Consider the following 16,965-nt stretch of genomic DNA (forward strand, 5'->3'; position numbering starts at 1 on the left):
GGGCTGACGAGGGGCGCGCTGCGCAGACCCTCGCGCCGAAGGCGGCTCGCGCTCAGCTGCGAGTGGCAGGTCGCCAGCGGAGTCATCGCGATCGCGGCCCGTTGCAGGATCCAGGCGATCGTGCCGGTCACGGCCCCGGAATATTCGACCCACTGGCGGCGGTGCCAGACCTCCAGGTAGTCCACGACGAGTCGCGTCCCCGACCCCCACAGGGCCAGGCGCGCGGCGAAGACGTTGAAGATCGGCAGTCCGCTCACGATGACCGCCGCGTACCGCGAACGACGTCGCCGCAGTTCCCGGAACAGGCCCGTGGCGTACCGCAGGGCCGCCGGGATGCGCCGGACTCCGTCGGCGGTGTACAGCGACAGACGCGCGGACACCGGCACGATCCGGAAGCGCTCTTCGGCGGGCACGGGGCCGTCCCACTGCACCGAAGTGAGGTAGTCGACATCGAGCCCGGCGGTGCCGATCGCGTCGGCGAACGCACGGTACTGCCGCTCCCCGCCTCCGGTGGAGTACGGGAACAGGCAGTCGTACGCGACCGCGACGGTCGCTCGGGGCGCCATGCTCAGCACCCCTCGATGCGGAACAGGCGGGCGTTCGGGCCCTCGGAGTCGACGAGGACGAGGTGGTCGGACGGGACCAGCCCGTACAGCCCCTGGCGCTCCAGACCCACGCCCGGGTTGTTCCAGACGTTCTGCGCGCCGAAGTCCAGCACGTAGTCGACGCCCAGGCGGTCGACCACCTGGCACACCCGCGGGTCCGTGTCGATGGCGCGCAAGTTGTTGTCGAGGTACTCCTCGTCGGTGCCGATACTGCCGAAGACGTGCTTGCGCAGCACTTCGCGGCCGCCGACGGCGTAGGCCAGCGATGTCCCGGTCCAGGCGCTGCCGGCGATGACGGCATCCTCGGGGGTCGTTTCGGGGAGGCGCTCGAGGAGCGCCTCCTCATCGCTCGTGAGCAACGGCGACGTGGGAGTCAATGAGTACGCCCCGCGCGCCTCGGCGGCGGTCCGAAGGATGTTGGGACTGGCGCCGACGGAGAACACGGCGATCACGCCCACCACCGACAGAGCGACCTTCCACCCCCGGGCCGCACCGACTCGGCGTAGCCCGCTGACGGCCAGATCGACGAGCGTCACCGCGCCGAGGACGGCGACGGGGATCCCCGCTGCGGGCAGAAGGGCGGCCAACCGGTAGGAATCGTTGTACCAGGGGTTGGTGAGCAGCTCGCGCACGAGGTTGCCGCCCGCGGTTCCCGACGCGACCACGAAGAGCAACGAGGCGACCGCCATGGGGGCTGCCACCACGAGGTGTCGGGGGCGGCGCACGATCGTGATGAGCCCGACGATCACCAGCACCGAGATGGTCACGGTCAGCGTGAAGCCGCGAGGAGACAACAGGAGCGCCTCGCCGATCGCCTGGGCTGTCGTCTGCCACGGCGCCCACCGCGACATCTCGGCGTTCGTGCGGGAGAACCGCCAGAGGCCCACCATGACGAGGGCGAGCGCGAAGAGGATCGCGAGCACGACGATCCAGTACCGTCGCGATCGACGCGTCCACGCCTCGGTCACGAGCTCCACCGTGACGATCGCCGCGCCGAGGGCGACCATGCCGAGGAAGGCGTTGGGGTGGGAAAGGCCCACGCCGGCCGAGGCGACGAGGAGGAGAACGGCGGCGCGTATGCGGGACGGCAGTCCCCGTGTGCGCAGGAGGTGCACGACGACGGCGACCCCGCCCGGCAGGACGGCGTAGCCCATCGCATTCGGGTAGAGGACGCCGAAGTACATCAGCAGGATGGGGAACGCCCCGAATCCCGTCGACAGCGCGGCCGCGCTGACGAGGACGGCGGTGCGCTCCGAGAGCAGAGCGGCGCTGAGCGCCACGACCGACAGCGGCCAGGCCACCGCACCCAGGGCGATGTTGGCGGCGTTCACGGCCACAGGCACCGAGGCCCCGGTCACCTCCGCCGCGAGCGCGGCGACCGTGTGCCAACCGTTCGGGTAGAACCCGATGTCCGAGGTTTGCCCGATGTGGAAGGCCGAGGCATCATGCGTGTCGACGGCGAAGGCGACGGTGTTCAGGTGCACGATCGCGTCGAAGGTCTGCGAGATGTGCGACGGTCCGCCAAAGACGTAGGCGAGCTGCAGTCCGATGATGACGGCGGCCAGCGCCAGGGCGAGACCGCCCCACAGGGCGCTCGACGCGGGAGTGCGGTCCGCCGACTCGGGGCCGACCCAGCGATGCAGACCGAACGCGGCGGCAACGGCCAGGACCGTGACGATCGCGATCGGCAACGGGGACCACCCGAGTCCGACCATGGGCGCCAGCGTCGCCGAGACGCCGAGGATCGCGATCGACACCACGGGAGCCAACGCCAGCAGGCGCATTCGGCGCACGCCCCACCCGGCTGCCATGACGGCGATTCCGGGGACGGTCAGCGCCAGGACCGAGACGATCAGGGGCATCACGATCACCGACCAGGAATCGCTCATGCACTCCCATTTCTCGCTCGACGACAGTCAGCCATGCTAACGGACGGCACCTGATCCACCCCTGAGGGCGGCGGCGAGGTGCCCGCATAGACTGGTCGGGTGCGGGGCGAGACCCGCGCGTCCGTCGACACGAAAGTCTCTTTCTCCATGGATCTTCTCATCGTCGGTTCGGGCTTCTTCGGTCTCACGATCGCGGAGCGCGCGGCTGCCTCGGGTCGGAAGGTGACGGTCATCGATCGTCGTCACCACATCGGTGGCAACGCCTACTCCGAGGCCGAGCCCGAGACCGGTATCGAGGTGCACCGGTACGGCGCGCATCTGTTCCACACGTCGAACCCGTCGGTGTGGGAGTACGTCAACCGCTTCACCGACTTCACGTCGTACGTTCACCGCGTCTACACGACGCACAAGGGCGTGGTGTTTCCGCTTCCGATCAACCTCGGCACGATCAACCAGTTCTTCCAGGCGGCGCACACGCCCGACCAGGCGCGGGCGCTCGTGCAGGAGCTGGCCGGGGAGTTCGACGCGAAGGATGCCGCGAACCTCGAGGAGCGCGCGATCGGTCTGATCGGCCGACCGCTCTACGAGGCGTTCATCCGCGATTACACGGCCAAGCAGTGGCAGACCGATCCGAAGGATCTCTCGGCGGAGATCATTTCGCGTCTCCCCGTGCGGTACACGTACGACAACCGGTACTTCAACGACACGTGGGAGGGGCTCCCGGTCGACGGCTACACCGCGTGGCTGGAGCGGATGGCGGATCACCCGAACATCGAGGTGAAGCTCTCCACCGACTACTTCGACGAGGCGCAGCCGCTGAACAAGAAGGCCACCGTCGGCCAGGTGCCCGTCGTCTACACCGGTCCCGTCGACCGCTACTTCGACTATGCCGAGGGCGAGCTGGGGTGGCGCACGCTCGACTTCGAGCAGGAGGTCCTGCCGATCGGCGACTTCCAGGGCACGAGCGTCATGAACTACGCCGATGCCGACGTCCCCTACACCCGCATCCACGAGTTCAAGCACTTCCACCCCGAGCGAGCCGACCGCTATCCGACCGACAAGACGGTCGTGGTGCGCGAGTACTCGCGCTTCGCCACCCGCGCGGACGAGCCGTACTACCCGGTCAACACTCCCGACGACCGGGCCGGGGTCCTGGCCTACCGCGAACTGGCGAAGGGCGAGAAGGACGTGTTCTTCGGTGGCCGCCTCGGCACGTACCAGTACCTCGACATGCACATGGCGATCGGCTCGGCCCTGTCGATGTGGAACAACCAGTTGGCGTGACGGGCTCCGCCCTTCCGGGGGCGCCCAGCCTCGGGTGAGGGCGGGCGCATAGGATTCTCCGGTGACCCCCGCCACCGTCGGCGCCCCCGGATCGGTGCGGCGCTCCCTCCACTCACTGTGGTTGCTGTCGTCGCGCGATCTGCGTGTGCGGTACTCCACGAGCGCGCTGGGGTACCTGTGGTCGGTGCTGGATCCGCTCGTGATGAGCGGGATCTACTGGTTCGTCTTCACCCAGGTGTTCCACCGGTCGGTGGGGGAGGACCCGTACATCGTGTTCCTCATCACGGCGCTGCTGCCGTGGGTGTGGTTCAACTCCGCGGTGACCGACTTCACGCGGGCGTTCAAGAAGGACGCGCGCCTCGTGCGCTCCACGTCGATCCCGCGCACCATCTGGGTCACGCGCATCGTGCTCAGCAAGGGGATCGAGTTCCTCTTCTCCCTCCCTGTGCTCGTGCTCTTCGCCGTGTTCGGGGGCGCTCAGGTGTCGTGGGGGCTGCTGCTGTTCCCCGTCGCCGTGCTGCTGCAGACGATGCTGCTGGTCGGACTGGGCCTTATCGTCGCCCCGCTGTGCGTGATGTTCGGCGACCTCGAGCGCACGACCCGTCTCGTGTTGCGGGCGCTGTTCTACGCCTCCCCGATCATCTACGGCGTCGGCAACCTTCCCGGCGTCTTCGCCGACCTCGCGGCGTTCAACCCGCTGGCCGGCATCATCACGCTGTACCGCGTCGGGTTCTTCCCCGACCAGTGGGATCCGCTCACGGTGATCGTCGGCGCCGCGCTGAGCCTCGGCATCCTGGGTCTGGGTGTGTGGCTGTTCCCGCGCCTGGAGCGTCCGGTGCTGAAGGAGCTGTGATGGACCGTCCCGCTATCGAGGTGCACGATCTCGGCGTCCGCTTCCGACGCAACCGTCGCGGCGGCCGCTCTCTCAAGGACCTCTTCGGGGGTGCGGCCCGCCGGACGCGTCCCGACGAGTTCTGGGCCTTGCGCGGGGTGTCGTTCTCGGTGCGGCCGGGCGAGGCGATCGGCGTCGTGGGACGCAACGGACAGGGCAAGTCCACGCTCCTCAAGCTCGTCGCCGGCGTCCTGCTGCCCGACGAGGGCACGGTCGACGTGCACGGAGGCGTCGCGCCCCTGATCGAGATCACCGGCGGCTTCGTCGGCGACCTGACGGTGCGCGAGAACGTCCGCCTCACGGCCGGACTGCACGGGATGCCGCGTGCCGAGGTCTCGCGCCGGTTCGACGACATGATCGACTTCGCCGAAATCGGCGACTTCGTCGACACCCCGTACAAGCACCTCTCGAACGGCATGAAGGTGCGCTTGGCGTTCTCGGTCGTCTCGCAATTGGACGAACCGATCCTGCTCGTGGACGAGGTGCTCGCCGTCGGCGACCGGTCGTTCCGCGAGAAGTGCTACCGCCGTATCGACGAGCTGCTCGCGGACGGTCGGACGCTCTTCTTCGTCAGCCACAACGAGAAGGACCTGCGCCGCTTCTGCTCGCGTGGGCTCTACCTCGACGGCGGCGGGCTGCAGCTGGACGCCCCGATCGCCGAGGTCCTCGACCGCTACAACGCCGACTACGCGACCGGCTGAGCGGGCTCCAGCGGCGGCATGGGGCGCCACGACGCGTCGCGCGCGATCGTGCGCCCGTCGCGCAGCCCGCGGAAGAGGTGGCTCGTGCCGCGCAGCTTCCGCTCCACCACGACCAGGCGGATGAGCTCCTTGACGAAGGTCAGCGCCGTTCCGGCCGTGAATGGCACGGCCCGGTAGACGCCGAGCTCGCGGTAGTACTTCGCCAGGTACGCGCGGTTGCGCATGATGTAGTACCGGTACGCGTCGCTGGAGGCGTTCATGTGCCGGATGCCCATGTCCCACTGCTTGATCTCGCGGGTGCGTCGCAGGACGAACTCGTTCACGATGACCGAGTCGGTCACGCGGGACGCGAGCCAGCCGTAGAGCTGGTCGTCCCAGTAGATGAAGAAGCGCGGGTCGGGCAGGCCGATCTTCGCCACGACGTCGCGGTGGATGAACATGCCCTCGAAGCACCCCGAGTTCATCGGCTTGAAGCCCGACGAGTCGAATCCGGCGGGGGCGAACGGGATCGGAATCGCCATCGACTCGGCCACGCGGTACTGCCAGTAGAACTCACTGCCGTCGTAGTCGTAGCGGCGGCCCTGGATGCTGCGGAACTTCGGCGCCCAGTGCCCCATGCGGTCCAGGCCGTCGGTGACGACCTCGACGTCGTCGTCCATGAGCCAGATCCACTCCGAGCCGAGCTCGTACGCGACGCGCATGCCCTCGCTGAACCCGCCGGAGCCTCCGGTGTTGGTCTCGAGGCGGCGGTACACCAGCTCGGTGGGGAGCCGATCGCGGAAGGACTCCACGACCTCGGTGGTGTCATCCGTCGAGGCGTTGTCGATGATCACGAGGTGCCCGGGGGCGGGCGACATTCGCTCGATGCTCTCGAGCAGGCGCGTGAGCAGAGTGGTGCGGTTGTAGGTGACGACGACGATGGTCGCGGTCGACGGATCGAAGGATGCCACGCTCACGCACGCTCCTCGAAGGTCGCGCGCCACTGCGCCTCGGACACCATGTCGGGGAGGGCCTGGCGGTACTGCTTCGACAGGCGGGGCCACTCGCGCTGGAGGCGGCGGTGCAGGCGCACGGTGTCCAGGAGCATCCGGCGGAACTGCGCGCGGTCACGCGTGTAGACGTTCTTGCCCGACCCGTCGGCGGCGCTGACCAGGGCGCTGTCGTACAGGGGCACGCGCCACCAGTGGGCGTCGCCCTTGCCGAACTCGACCTCGGGCTGCTCGAGGTTCTCGGGGCGGGGTGCGTGCACCCAGTGCGAGATGAGCGTGCGGATGGTGAACGTGCGGAGGGCCAGCCCGGTGGGGCTGTCGAACTCGTTCTTCTTCAGGCGTCGGAACACCTGGCGTCCGCGCCGCGAGCGCAGCGGCACACCGGAGTCCTTGTGGATGCGGGTCTCGGGGTGCTTCTGCGCGATGAGGCGGGCCTCGGGCATGGCCCGGTCGAGCGTTTCGCGCATGTGCGCGGGCCCGGACAGGATGTCCCGCAGCGCCCGGTGGCGGAGCTCGACGGGGTAGTACTGCATCATCATGAGGTGCTTCAGGTCGACGCGTCGGCTGTGGCGGATGAGGGTGCCGCCGCGCGGGGACCGCGAGTGCAGGAGGGCGGCGACGATGCGGTTGCGCGCGTGGAAGTAGGCCTGCCAGTCGATCGAGTCGTCCTTGCCGACCCACGACACGTGCCACAGCGCGACACCGGGCATGGAGACCGTCGGGTAGCCGGCATCCCGGGCCCGCACGCAGAACTCCGCGTCGTCCCACTTGATGAAGGCCGGAAGGGACAGACCGATCTCGCGCAGGATGCTGGTCGGGATGAGACACATCCACCAGCCGTTGTAGTCGGCGTCGAGACGCATGTGCAGCATCGGCGTCTGGCGCAGGTTCGCGACGCTGAAGTCGTGCGGGAGGCGCTCCTGGAAGAGCGCGCGCCACATGAACGGCTCGTCGTCGACGACCTCGGCCCAGGCGTGGAGCTTCGGGCGGTCGAGGAGGTCGAACATGTGCGCGCCGACGATCGTGGGGACCGAGGCGTAGCGGCCGAAGACGACCGAGCGGCGGATGGACTCGGGCTCGATGCGCACGTCGTCGTCGAGGAGCTGGACGAAGTCGCTCTCGGGCCGCTGCAAGGTTTCGACCATGGCGCGGGCGAATCCGCCGGAGCCGCCCAGGTTGGGCTGGCGCACCACTTGCAGGGTCTCGCCCAGGCGCGCCGCGACCTCGGGGAACTCGGTCTCGTCCGAGACGAGCGCCGTGCCCTGATCGATGAGGAAGACGCGATCGACGACGTCGAGCACATCGGGGGAGTCGGCGAGGGCCTGCAGCGTCGTCACGCAGTAATCGGGCTTGTTGAACGTCGTGATGCCGATGCTCGCGTTGCCGGCGCGCACGGGCTCCTGCTCGGTCGTCCACTGGGCGCCCTCGAACATCGCATCGGTGCGGTCGGCGGCGACGTCGAACCAGATCCAGCCGCCGTCGCTGTACTGGTCGAGCACGAGGTCGAAGGTGCTGTCGACCCCCTCGCCCCGGACCTCGCGGGTCTCGATGCGCTGCCGCGTGCCGCCGCCGGTGGAACGGTAGACCAGGATCGTGGCATCCCCCGAGGTGCGCACGCTCAAGCGGACCTCGCGCACGGCCGTCCAGTGCTGCCAGTAGGCGGCGGGGAAGGCGTTGAAGTAGGTGCCGAACGAGACGCGGCGACCGGCGACGATGCGGGCCCGGTGCCGGTCGAGAACGTTGCTCAGCTGGGCGACGTTGGTGTCCCGCACAGGCTCCTCGTCGATCGTTCTGAAGGGTGTACGTCACGAAGAAGTCTTTCGTCGAAGGCGCGGGCCGTCGCGGCCAGCCCGCAGTCTACCCGGCGCCGTCGGGTCGGCCCTGAGCGTCGGCCCCGCCCGTCGCGACGCCGGGAGCGGGAGCGGCGCGGTCGCCGAGTCGCTCGCGCCAGGACCGCGACTGCCCCGCCCGCACCGCGCACAGCACGAGCAGCAAGAGCCCAGCGCCCGACAGCACGGAGCTCTCGAACAGCGACACCGTCATCAGCGCGACGAGGGTCAGCGGCGCCCACGTGTGCACGACCGCGCGACGCTCGCCCGCCACCAACCACGCGCGCGCCAGGGCGAGCGCGCACAGGACGAGGAAGACGAGCAGTCCCGCCCAGCCCAGCTGCAGCAACACGTCGAGGTACGCGTTGAGCGCGGAGGCGTGCTGCTGGTCCAGACCGAAATTGAGGACGCTGAACGGTGCGGTGTCGGGCGGCCAGGGCCCGAACCACCCGAACCCGTGGACGGGACTGTCATCGGAGAACCGGAGGATCTCGCCCCACAGATCGGTACGCAGCGACAGATCGTCGCGGCCGTCGAGCGCGGAGGCGATCGCCGCGCGTTGCGCCCAGGCGAGGGCGAGCGCCGCGAGGACCGCGACCCCGAGCGTCAGCTGAGCCGCGCGGCGCCGGCGCGGGGCCAGGGTGCGCACCGCCGCGAGTGCCGCGGCGGCCACGGCGGTGACCACCGCCACCAGGACGACCGTGGGGGAGCCGCTCAGCAGGGCGAGGCCCACCGAGAGCGCCACCGAGGCCGCCGCCGTGGCGGGCCGGACCGACCGTGTGCGCCACTCCACAAGGAACGTCAGGAGCGCGATCACCGTCACGACGCCCAGGTCGTTGCGGCTGCCGAACAGCCCCTGGACCGGGCCGAGCTCGGTGATGTCGCCCCGGATGCCGAGGAAGGGGATGGGGGTGTCCCACAGGATGCCGCTGAGCACCTCGAGCGCGAGCGAGGCCGCCAGCAGCCAGCGCAAGACGTCGCCGAGCGCCCGCACGCTCTGGTGGGCGTCGCGCACGTGTCCGATGACCACGCCGAGGAACGACACCCCCACCAGCCCCGCCCACCCCACGGTGGTGCGGGCGGCGTCGGTGCTCCACAGCACGCTGGCGCCGGCCCAGACCACGAACACCACGAGGGTCGTGGGAGCGAGGTGCAGCACCTCGATCTCGCGGCGGCGCACGATCAGCATGGCGACGCCGAGCGCGCACAGGCCCGTCAGGACGGTGGCGTACGTGACGTCGCCGGTGAGGCCCCGGATCGCGGAGGCGCCGAAGACGGCCGCGAAGGATGCGATGGTGAACGCCCGCGCCAGCTCCGCCGACGCCAGGACCGGTCGGGGATCGGGGCGCGTGCGGGAGCGGTCGGCGCTCACGACCCCGATCTCTGGAGCTCGCCGCGCTCGATCGCGATGCTCTGCTCGGCGGGGCCCACGCCCACGAGCGGGGACTGCTTGATCTTCGACCCGAACAGCACGACGAACATCCATCCCCACAGGAGCAGCGGTGCCGACTCGGTGAGGCCTTGCACGACGAGGAGGCCACCGATCAGCGTGGGCAGGAGCGTTAGCGGGGAGTGGGGGCGGTCGGCGCGCAGATCCCACCGCGGGCGGTCGACGGCGAAGAACCACGACCGCCAGACGTAGGCGAGGAACACCAGCGCCAGCAGGACGACGCCGACACCGCCCAGTTGCAGGTAGGCGTCGAGCCACATGCTGTGCGCCTGCACGACCGTCTGCCCGTGGTCGACGATCCACCCGTCGATCAGCGGCTCGGAGGCGATCCAGGGTGTGGAGAACCCCCAGCCGACGAGGGGGTGCTGGTCGGCGCGCGCGAGCACGTCGGCCCAGATGCCCTCGCGTCCGGTCAGGTCGGCGCCGCGGCCGAGGATGCCGAAGACCCCGTCGCGCCCGAACCACAGGACGGCGCCCCCGCCGAGGCCGATGAGCGCGTACAGCACGTACCACCGCGTGCGCTCGCCGGGGCGGCGGGCGGTGCGCATCACGAGCACCGTGGCCAGCACGAGCGCGACGAACCCCGCGGCGATCACGGTCGTGGCAGAGCCCGCGCGGACGAACAGGAACGCGGCGAGCACGATCCACCCGATCAGCAGGGAGCGACGCGGCGCCCCCGCCGCGATCCGGATGGCGAACACGATGATCGCCACGAGCATCGCGGCGCCCAGGAGGTTGGCGTTGCCGAAGATCCCCTGGATGCGACCTCCGTCGAACAGGTTGTCGCGCGACCAGTACACGATCGGATCCATGCGTCCCACGGGCAGGACGAATCCCGGCAGCAGAGGGCCGCGGACGAAGAGCGACACCGCCAGCTCGAACAGCAGCGAGAGTCCGACGATCCACTTGGCCGCCGAGGCGACCGCGCGGACGACGTCGCGCCACGCCAGCACCGCGCCGATGAACAGTCCCTGGAAGGTGGTGAGGGCCAGCAGCAGCCAGGTGAGGACGGATGCCGCCGGCCACGCGCTCCACGCCACCGAGGCTCCCGCCCACGCGACGTAGGCGAAGGCGAGCCACGGCAGACGACGGACGGCGACGGGCGGCCGCACGACGATCCACACCACCGCCGACACGATCCCGGCGGCGACCACCACGACGCCGGTGGCGGTGGGGCCGATCGCGTTGACGACCCCGACGCCGCCGAGGGCGAGGACCAGGACGAAGACGCACCACGCGCGCAGGAGGAGGTGACCCGTGGTCTCCCGCGGCGGAGCGGCCGGCAGCGCCGAGACCGGGTGACTGGTGTACATCGCCATGGTCAGATCAGGCTACCGTCCGCCGCTCTCCGGGCCGAGGGGGCAGCGCTAGGCTGGCGGCCGTGCTGGTTGAGATCTCGAACACGCCCCGTGACTACGCCTGGGGGAGCGCGACGCTCCTGGCCGACCTCGAGGGCCGCACGCCCTCGGGTGCCCCCGAGGCGGAGGTGTGGTTCGGGGATCACCCGGGATCTCCGGCGCTCGTGCACGACGGGTCCGACCGGACGCTGGACGCGTGGCTCGGTGACCACTCCGGCGAGGCGGGGGTGCCCGCGCGCCTTCCCTACCTGCTCAAGCTGCTCGCCGCCGGCGCGCCGCTGTCGATCCAGGTGCACCCGTCCCAGGAGCAGGCCGTCGAGGGCTTCGCGCGGGAAGAGGCCGCGGGCGTGCCGGTCGGCGCCGGGCACCGCAACTACAAGGACGACAACCACAAGCCCGAGGTCATCGTCGCCCTGAGCGAGACCTTCACCGCCCTCGCCGGGCTGCGCGACCTCGCGGCCACGCGCCGCCTCGTCGATGCTCTCGGCGACGCCGACGGCGTGCGCGCCCTGCGCGAGCGTCTGGATGCCGCCGACCCCTCGGCTGCGCTGCGCGCGGCGATCGGGTGGGTGCTCGGCGAGGCCGATGCGGCGGCGATCGAGCAGATCGTCACGGCCGCGGCATCCGGGCAGTCCGAGGAGTTCGCCGCCGAGCTGCGTCTCACGCGCACCCTGGCTTCGGCCTACCCGGCCGATCCCGGCATCGTGGTGGCCCTGCTGATGAACCTCGTCGAACTGCGTCGCGGCGAGGCGATCTTCGTCCCCGCCGGTGTCCTGCACGCCTACGTCGCGGGCTTGGGCGTGGAGATCATGGCCGCCAGCGACAACGTGCTGCGCGGCGGCCTCACCCCCAAGCACATCGACGTGGCCGAGCTCCTCGCCCTCGTGGACTTCCGCCCGGCGGCCCCGCCCCTCCTCGCTCCCCGAGCGGCCGCGGACGGGACGGAGCTGTTCGCCCCCGGCATCCGCGATTTCTCCCTCGCCCACGTGGCGGGCGCGCACGTTCCCGCCGACGTGGTGCTGCGGGGTGTCTCGATCGCGCTGTCGGTCGCGGGGCGCGCCGTGGTGACGGGGGCCTCGGGTACCGCCATCGAATTGGCGCCCGGCCAGGCCGCGGTGGTCACTCCCGACGAGTCGCCCGTGACCGTCACCGGCGGCGAGGTCTTCGTCGCGATGCCGGGGGAGTGACGCGCGACACGCCGAGAGGACCGCGTGAAGGTTCACCTCGCCCTTGAGGGTTTACGATCCGCAGCTTGACCAATTCGAATGACACGGGTGTAATTACTCGTACGCGTCAGTGGATCGAACGAGGGGGAGGACGAGATGGCGACATCGCAGTACCGGTCCGGTGTCCCGGACAACTGGTTCGTCGATCCGGTCGATCTGGGGGTTCCCGGTGTCCGTCGTGACATCGACGCCACCGAAGAGAACACCCTCGCGTGGCAGACCGACGCGCTGTGTTCGCAGACGGACCCCGAGGCCTTCTTCCCCGAGAAGGGCGGGTCGACCCGCGACGCCAAGCGCATCTGCACGTCGTGCGACGTTCGCTCGGAGTGCCTCGAGTACGCCCTCCAGAACGACGAGCGGTTCGGCATCTGGGGCGGCCTCAGCGAGCGCGAGCGCCGCAAGCTCAAGCGTCGCGCCTGACTCCTGGCATCCGAGCCTTCCTGAGGGATCCTCGACGGCTCGGCGCGGCGTCCGCGAACACCGGACACCCCGCCTAGGCTGACCACGCCATGCCCGCCCGTGTACACGCCGTCCTCGTGGTCCGCCCCGAAGGACGCATCCCCGCCGCTCCCCACCTCACGCGCACCCTCGCGGCGCTGGCCGCGCAGACGCGGCCGGTCGATGCCCTGACGATCGTGCTGTGCGGTGCAGATCCGGAGTTGACCCGTATCGCGGCGGCCTCCGGCGCGGAAGGCGTGATCACCGCCTCCCCGGGGACGCCGTTCGCTGCGGCGACCGCGATGGCGACCCCCCGTCTGACGGGGGATGCCGTCTGGCTCCTCGCCCAGGACACCGCCCCCGACCCCGATGCCCTGCTGCGCTTGGCGGGCGCGCTGGAGCTGTCGTCGTCGCTCGCCGTGGCCGCACCGAAACTCGTCGCGTGGGACGACCCCGCCGAGATCGTCTCGCTGGGCGTGAGCGTGACCCGCTACGGCCGCAGCGTCGAACTCGCCGCCGGTGAACTGGACCAGGGCCAGCGCGACGGGGACGCCGATGTGCTCGGCGTCGACGTGCGCGGTGTGCTCGTGCGGCGGGAGTCCTGGCGCGCGCTCGGCGGCCTCGACCCGGCGCTCGGCGGTGCCGACGAGGGGCTGGATATCGGTATCCGCGCGCGCTTGGCCGGCGACCGCGTCTCGCTCGTGCCCGCCGCGCGGATCGCCGTGGCCGGCGACGGCGTCGCCGCGATGGCGCGGGGTCGCGCCCGTGCCCGCCGACGTGCCTTCGCCGAACGCACCGCGCAACTGCACCGTCGGTTGGCGTACGCACCGGCGGCGGCGGTCGTGCTGCATTGGCTGTCGTTCCTGCCGCTGGCGCTCTGGCGCACGATCGCCCACCTCGTGGCCAAGGTGCCCTACAAGGTCGTGCCGGAGTGGGGTGCCGCGATTCTCGTGATGGCCCGCCCGGCCGCCGTCGCCCGCGCCCGCCGGCGGATCCGCGCTCTGCGCACCGTCGGATGGTCCCGCATCGCGCCCCTGCGTGTCTCGCGGTCGGAGCTCCGGCTGCAGTGGGCGGGAGACGCGGCCGAGAGCGACGCGCCCGTGCGCTCCGAGCTGCGCTTCTTCGTCGGCGGCGGGGCGTGGGTCGTCCTCGGCGCGCTCGCGGTCTCCGCCGTGCTGTTCGCCCCTCTTCTGGCCTGGCCCGTCCTCGGCGGCGGCGCGCTCGCACCCCTGCGGGCGAGCGTAGCCCAGCTGTGGCAGGACGCGGCCTGGGGAGCGCGTCCTCTCGGCCTGGACGTCGTCGGCCCCGCCGACCCGTTCTCGGCACTCATCGCCCTGATCGGTTCCCTGTCCCCGGCCGAGCCGTCGCGGGCGCTCGTGGTCCTGTGGATCCTCGCCCTGCCGCTCGCGGTGCTGGGCGGGTGGCTCGCTGCTACGCGCATCACGGAATCCTCTCTCCTGCGCATCACCGCCGCGCTCGCCTGGGCGCTCGCCCCCACCTTCCTCGCCGCGCTCGTCGAGGGCCGGCCCGCCGCGGTCCTGCTGCATCTGCTGCTGCCGTGGCTCTTCTTCGCCGCGAGCGTCGCGCACCGGTCGTGGGCGCCCGCGGGAGCGGCATCCATCCTGCTCGTCGCCGTGCTGGCGTGCTCCCCCTCGCTGGCCCCGGCCGTCGTGGTGCTGTGGTCGGCCGCGCTCGTCGTGGTGGCCCTGGCGGCCCCGCGGGGGATCGCCCGCGTGGTGTGGCTCGTCATCCCCTCGATCGTGGTGTTCGCGCCGCTCATCTGGACCCAGGTCCGGCTCGGGAACCCCTGGGGACTGCTCGCGGATCCGGGTGTGCCCTTCGCGGGCGCCGAAGCCACCGCCGACCCCCTCGGACGTGCGCTCCTGGCCGCCGGGTTCCCCACCTCGGATCCGGGCGGGTGGGCCGCGCTCACCGGCGGTCCGGTGTGGTGGGTGGCGCTGCTCGCCGCCCCGCTCGCGGTGCTCGCCCTCCTGGCCGTGCTGACCCCCCGGTGGATCACGGCGACCAGCCTGCTCGTGATCGCGGCGACGGGCCTGGCGACCGCGTTCGCCGCCGTCGGGATCGCGGTGACGTTCGACCACTCCACGCCGGTCGCGCTGTGGCCTGGCGCGGGGCTGAGTGTCGCCTGGCTCGGCGTCGTGGGCGCGGCCGTGATCGCTTTGGATGCCGGTCTCGTCGAGCGCGTGCGCGTATTGCGGCCGATCGGGGCGGTCGTGGCCCTCGCGGCCCTGCTCGTCGCCGTGGCGCCCTCGCTGACGGCCGTCACCACCGCATCTCCTCGCGCCGTGCTCACGAACGGCCCCGTCTCCACGCTCCCCGCCTTCGTCGCCGCGGAGGGGCGAGGGTCGACCGCGATGGGCACGATCGTGCTGGATCCCCGCGCCGACGGCTTGCGCGTCGACGTCGTGTGGGGCGGCAGTGCGACCCTGACCGGGCAGAGCACGGTCGAGGCCACCCGCACGCAGGCCCGCCCCGCGGACGAGGAACTCGCCGCGCTCGCCGCCGACCTCGTCACTCCGTCCTCCGAAGACGCCGTCGCCGGCCTCGCGGCTCGCGGCATCGCGTTCGTGCTCCTCGAACCGGCTCCCGGGGGAGAGGACGACGTCATCCGCGGCGCCCGTCTGACCGCGGCGACCTCCCTCGACCAGCGCAACTCCCTCGACGGCGTCGGGTCGACCGCACGCGGCGAGCTGTGGCGCGTGACCTCCGACGTCTCACCGCGCGCCGGGCTCGACATTCATCAGACCCGCTTGCAGCAGCTCGTCGGGGTCGGCTCGCTCGCGGTCCTGCTCGTCGCCCTGCTGCTGGCGGTTCCCACCGCCGCGTCGCGGCGCGTCGCCCGCCGCACCCCGCGCACCGTCGGACCCGTCCGGGGAGGTACCCGATGAGCGATCGTCGCCTGGTCCGTTGGGCCACCACCAGCGCCCGTGTCGTCGCCGGCAGCGCCGTCGCCGCGGCCGTGGTCGTCGGAACGGTGGCCGGTATCGCCGCCCCGTGGCCGACCCGCGTGGCCGAACCGGTGCGGGTGCAGGTCACCCCGGCTCCCTCGGACACCGTCCTCGCGTGCGACGGACCCGTCTTCGCCCTGGGGCGCACGGCAGAGTCGGCGGGCGCTCTGAGCGTCGCTGCCGCCCAGGAAACCGTCGCGGGGCCGGAGGGGACGGGAGCGGACGTCTCGACCCTCGGCGGCGCGACCGCCGACGGATCGGGGGATGCCACTGCCTTTCGGGCGCCTCCGGTCGACCGCGTCGCGACCCCCTACGCCGCCGCCGGTTCCGCCACCGTCGCCTCAAGCGACCTCACCGGGTTCAGCGCCTCGGCGTGCCGCCCGCCGCTCGCGGAGTCCTGGCTGGTGGCGGGAGCGACCACGACGGGCGCGAACGACCTCGTCGTCCTCGGCAATCCCGGCGACGTCCCGGCGACCGTGCAGCTGTCGGTCTACGGCGCCCAGGGCGTCTCGACGCCGCCGGGCGGCACCGGCCTCGTCGTCCCCGCCGGCGGGCAGCGCGTCCTTCCGCTCGCCGGCCTGCTGCTGGGCGAGGAGAGCCCGGTGGTGCGGGTCGTGGCCACCGGCGCGCCCGTGCACGCCTCGCTCCAGACGAGTCTCACCCGCGTCCTGCTCCCCGGGGGCAGCGATCAAGCCGCCCCGCTCGCGCAGGCGGCGACCGATCTCGTCATCCCCGGTGTTCAGGTGCTCACGACCGGCGAGGGGAACGCGGGCACGGTCCTGCGGTTGCTCTCGCCGGGTGCCGAGGCGTCGGCGACCGTGACGATCGCTCCCGTGGACGGTGGTGCGGCGGTCGGCGATCCCCGCACCCTCGCTCTGCCGGCGGGGACACCCACGTCGCTCGACCTGTCGGGACTGGCCTCGGGCGCCTACACGATCTCGGTCCAGGCGACCGAGCCCGTCGTCGGCGGCGCGTGGTCGACCACCGGTTTCGGGGAAGGCGCGGACTTCGCCTGGTACGCCCCGGCCCCCGCGTTCGCGGCATCCGGTCTCGTGGCCGTCGCCCCCGGTGCCGGGGGCACGCTCGTGATCGCCGCGGATGACGCGAGCGGACCGGCATCGGTCTCGGTGACGCCGCAGTCCGGCGGGGCCCCCGTGGCCGTCACGGTGCCCGCGGGAGGCTCCGTCGCGGTGCCCGTCACGGCCGGCGTGTACGAGCTCGCTCCGGACCGCGCCGTGCACGCGGCGGTGTCGTACGCGGCTCCCGGGGCGCTGGCCGGTTACCCGCTGTGGCCCGCCGACGCGGCGGCGGGAGCCCTGACGATCCTGCCCTGAG

At 71.6% G+C, this 16,965-nt stretch carries 13 protein-coding genes; 7 read left to right on the top strand and 6 right to left on the bottom strand.

Annotated elements, in window-relative coordinates; all coding sequences use genetic code 11:
* Together LQV45_RS02285 and LQV45_RS02290 are read right to left on the bottom strand one after the other, a co-directional pair.
* Window positions 1–566, bottom strand: a 566-nt coding sequence (locus LQV45_RS02285) for a glycosyltransferase (protein WP_230005555.1), incomplete at its 3' end; no start/stop codon positions are given.
* Between the two features lie 2 nt (window positions 567–568).
* On the bottom strand, window positions 569–2,494 hold the full coding sequence (locus LQV45_RS02290; RefSeq protein WP_230005556.1) for a DUF6541 family protein: 1,926 nt from the start codon (window positions 2,492–2,494) through the stop codon (window positions 569–571).
* A 147-nt stretch (window positions 2,495–2,641) separates the two neighbouring features.
* On the opposite strand from LQV45_RS02290, the gene glf reads away from it, so the two are divergent.
* The 3 genes from glf (at window position 2,642) to LQV45_RS02305 (ending at window position 5,371) form a co-directional block, all read left to right on the top strand.
* On the top strand, window positions 2,642–3,778 hold the full coding sequence (glf, locus tag LQV45_RS02295; RefSeq protein WP_230005574.1) for a UDP-galactopyranose mutase: 1,137 nt from the start codon (window positions 2,642–2,644) through the stop codon (window positions 3,776–3,778).
* Window positions 3,779–3,839: 61 nt separating this feature from the next.
* Window positions 3,840–4,631 carry an ABC transporter permease gene (locus LQV45_RS02300; RefSeq protein WP_230005557.1) on the top strand — a complete coding sequence of 264 codons (792 nt, stop codon included), beginning with the start codon at window positions 3,840–3,842 and terminating at the stop codon, window positions 4,629–4,631.
* On the top strand, window positions 4,631–5,371 hold the full coding sequence (locus tag LQV45_RS02305; RefSeq protein ID WP_230005558.1) for an ABC transporter ATP-binding protein: 741 nt from the start codon (window positions 4,631–4,633) through the stop codon (window positions 5,369–5,371). Before LQV45_RS02300 ends, LQV45_RS02305 begins: the two co-directional genes overlap by 1 nt.
* Here the strand turns inward: LQV45_RS02305 and LQV45_RS02310 are convergent.
* From LQV45_RS02310 to LQV45_RS02325, 4 genes are all read right to left on the bottom strand, one after another.
* Window positions 5,356–6,321 (bottom strand): glycosyltransferase family 2 protein, encoded by a 966-nt coding sequence (locus LQV45_RS02310; RefSeq protein ID WP_230005575.1) that lies wholly within the window; start codon window positions 6,319–6,321, stop codon window positions 5,356–5,358. The two genes, LQV45_RS02305 and LQV45_RS02310, sit on opposite strands and share 16 nt — an antisense overlap.
* Window positions 6,322–6,323: 2 nt before the next feature.
* Window positions 6,324–8,132, bottom strand: a complete 1,809-nt coding sequence (locus tag LQV45_RS02315; RefSeq protein WP_230005559.1) for a glycosyltransferase — start codon at window positions 8,130–8,132, stop codon at window positions 6,324–6,326.
* Window positions 8,133–8,217: 85 nt separating this feature from the next.
* Window positions 8,218–9,561 (bottom strand): O-antigen ligase, encoded by a 1,344-nt coding sequence (locus LQV45_RS02320; RefSeq protein ID WP_230005560.1) that lies wholly within the window; start codon window positions 9,559–9,561, stop codon window positions 8,218–8,220.
* The gene (locus tag LQV45_RS02325; RefSeq protein ID WP_230005561.1) at window positions 9,558–10,958 is read right to left on the bottom strand and encodes an O-antigen ligase; all 1,401 of its coding nucleotides are present in this window, start codon (window positions 10,956–10,958) and stop codon (window positions 9,558–9,560) included. The genes LQV45_RS02320 and LQV45_RS02325 overlap by 4 nt, the downstream gene beginning before the upstream one ends.
* 62 nt (window positions 10,959–11,020) lie before the next feature.
* Here LQV45_RS02325 and manA point away from each other — a divergent pair, with 62 nt between their 5' ends.
* The 4 genes from manA (at window position 11,021) to LQV45_RS02345 (ending at window position 16,964) form a co-directional block, all read left to right on the top strand.
* On the top strand, window positions 11,021–12,184 hold the full coding sequence (manA, locus tag LQV45_RS02330) for a mannose-6-phosphate isomerase, class I (RefSeq protein ID WP_230005562.1): 1,164 nt from the start codon (window positions 11,021–11,023) through the stop codon (window positions 12,182–12,184).
* A gap of 135 nt (window positions 12,185–12,319) precedes the next feature.
* Complete coding sequence (locus tag LQV45_RS02335) at window positions 12,320–12,643, top strand: WhiB family transcriptional regulator (protein WP_138174462.1); 324 nt, start codon at window positions 12,320–12,322, stop codon at window positions 12,641–12,643.
* An 89-nt stretch (window positions 12,644–12,732) separates the two neighbouring features.
* Window positions 12,733–15,570, top strand: a complete 2,838-nt coding sequence (locus LQV45_RS02340) for a glycosyltransferase (RefSeq protein ID WP_230005563.1) — start codon at window positions 12,733–12,735, stop codon at window positions 15,568–15,570.
* The gene (locus LQV45_RS02345; RefSeq protein WP_230005564.1) at window positions 15,567–16,964 is read left to right on the top strand and encodes a DUF5719 family protein; all 1,398 of its coding nucleotides are present in this window, start codon (window positions 15,567–15,569) and stop codon (window positions 16,962–16,964) included. The genes LQV45_RS02340 and LQV45_RS02345 overlap by 4 nt, the downstream gene beginning before the upstream one ends.
* The last annotated feature ends 1 nt before the right edge of the window (window position 16,965 follow it).

Source organism: Microbacterium sp. Bi128, from assembly GCF_918698205.1.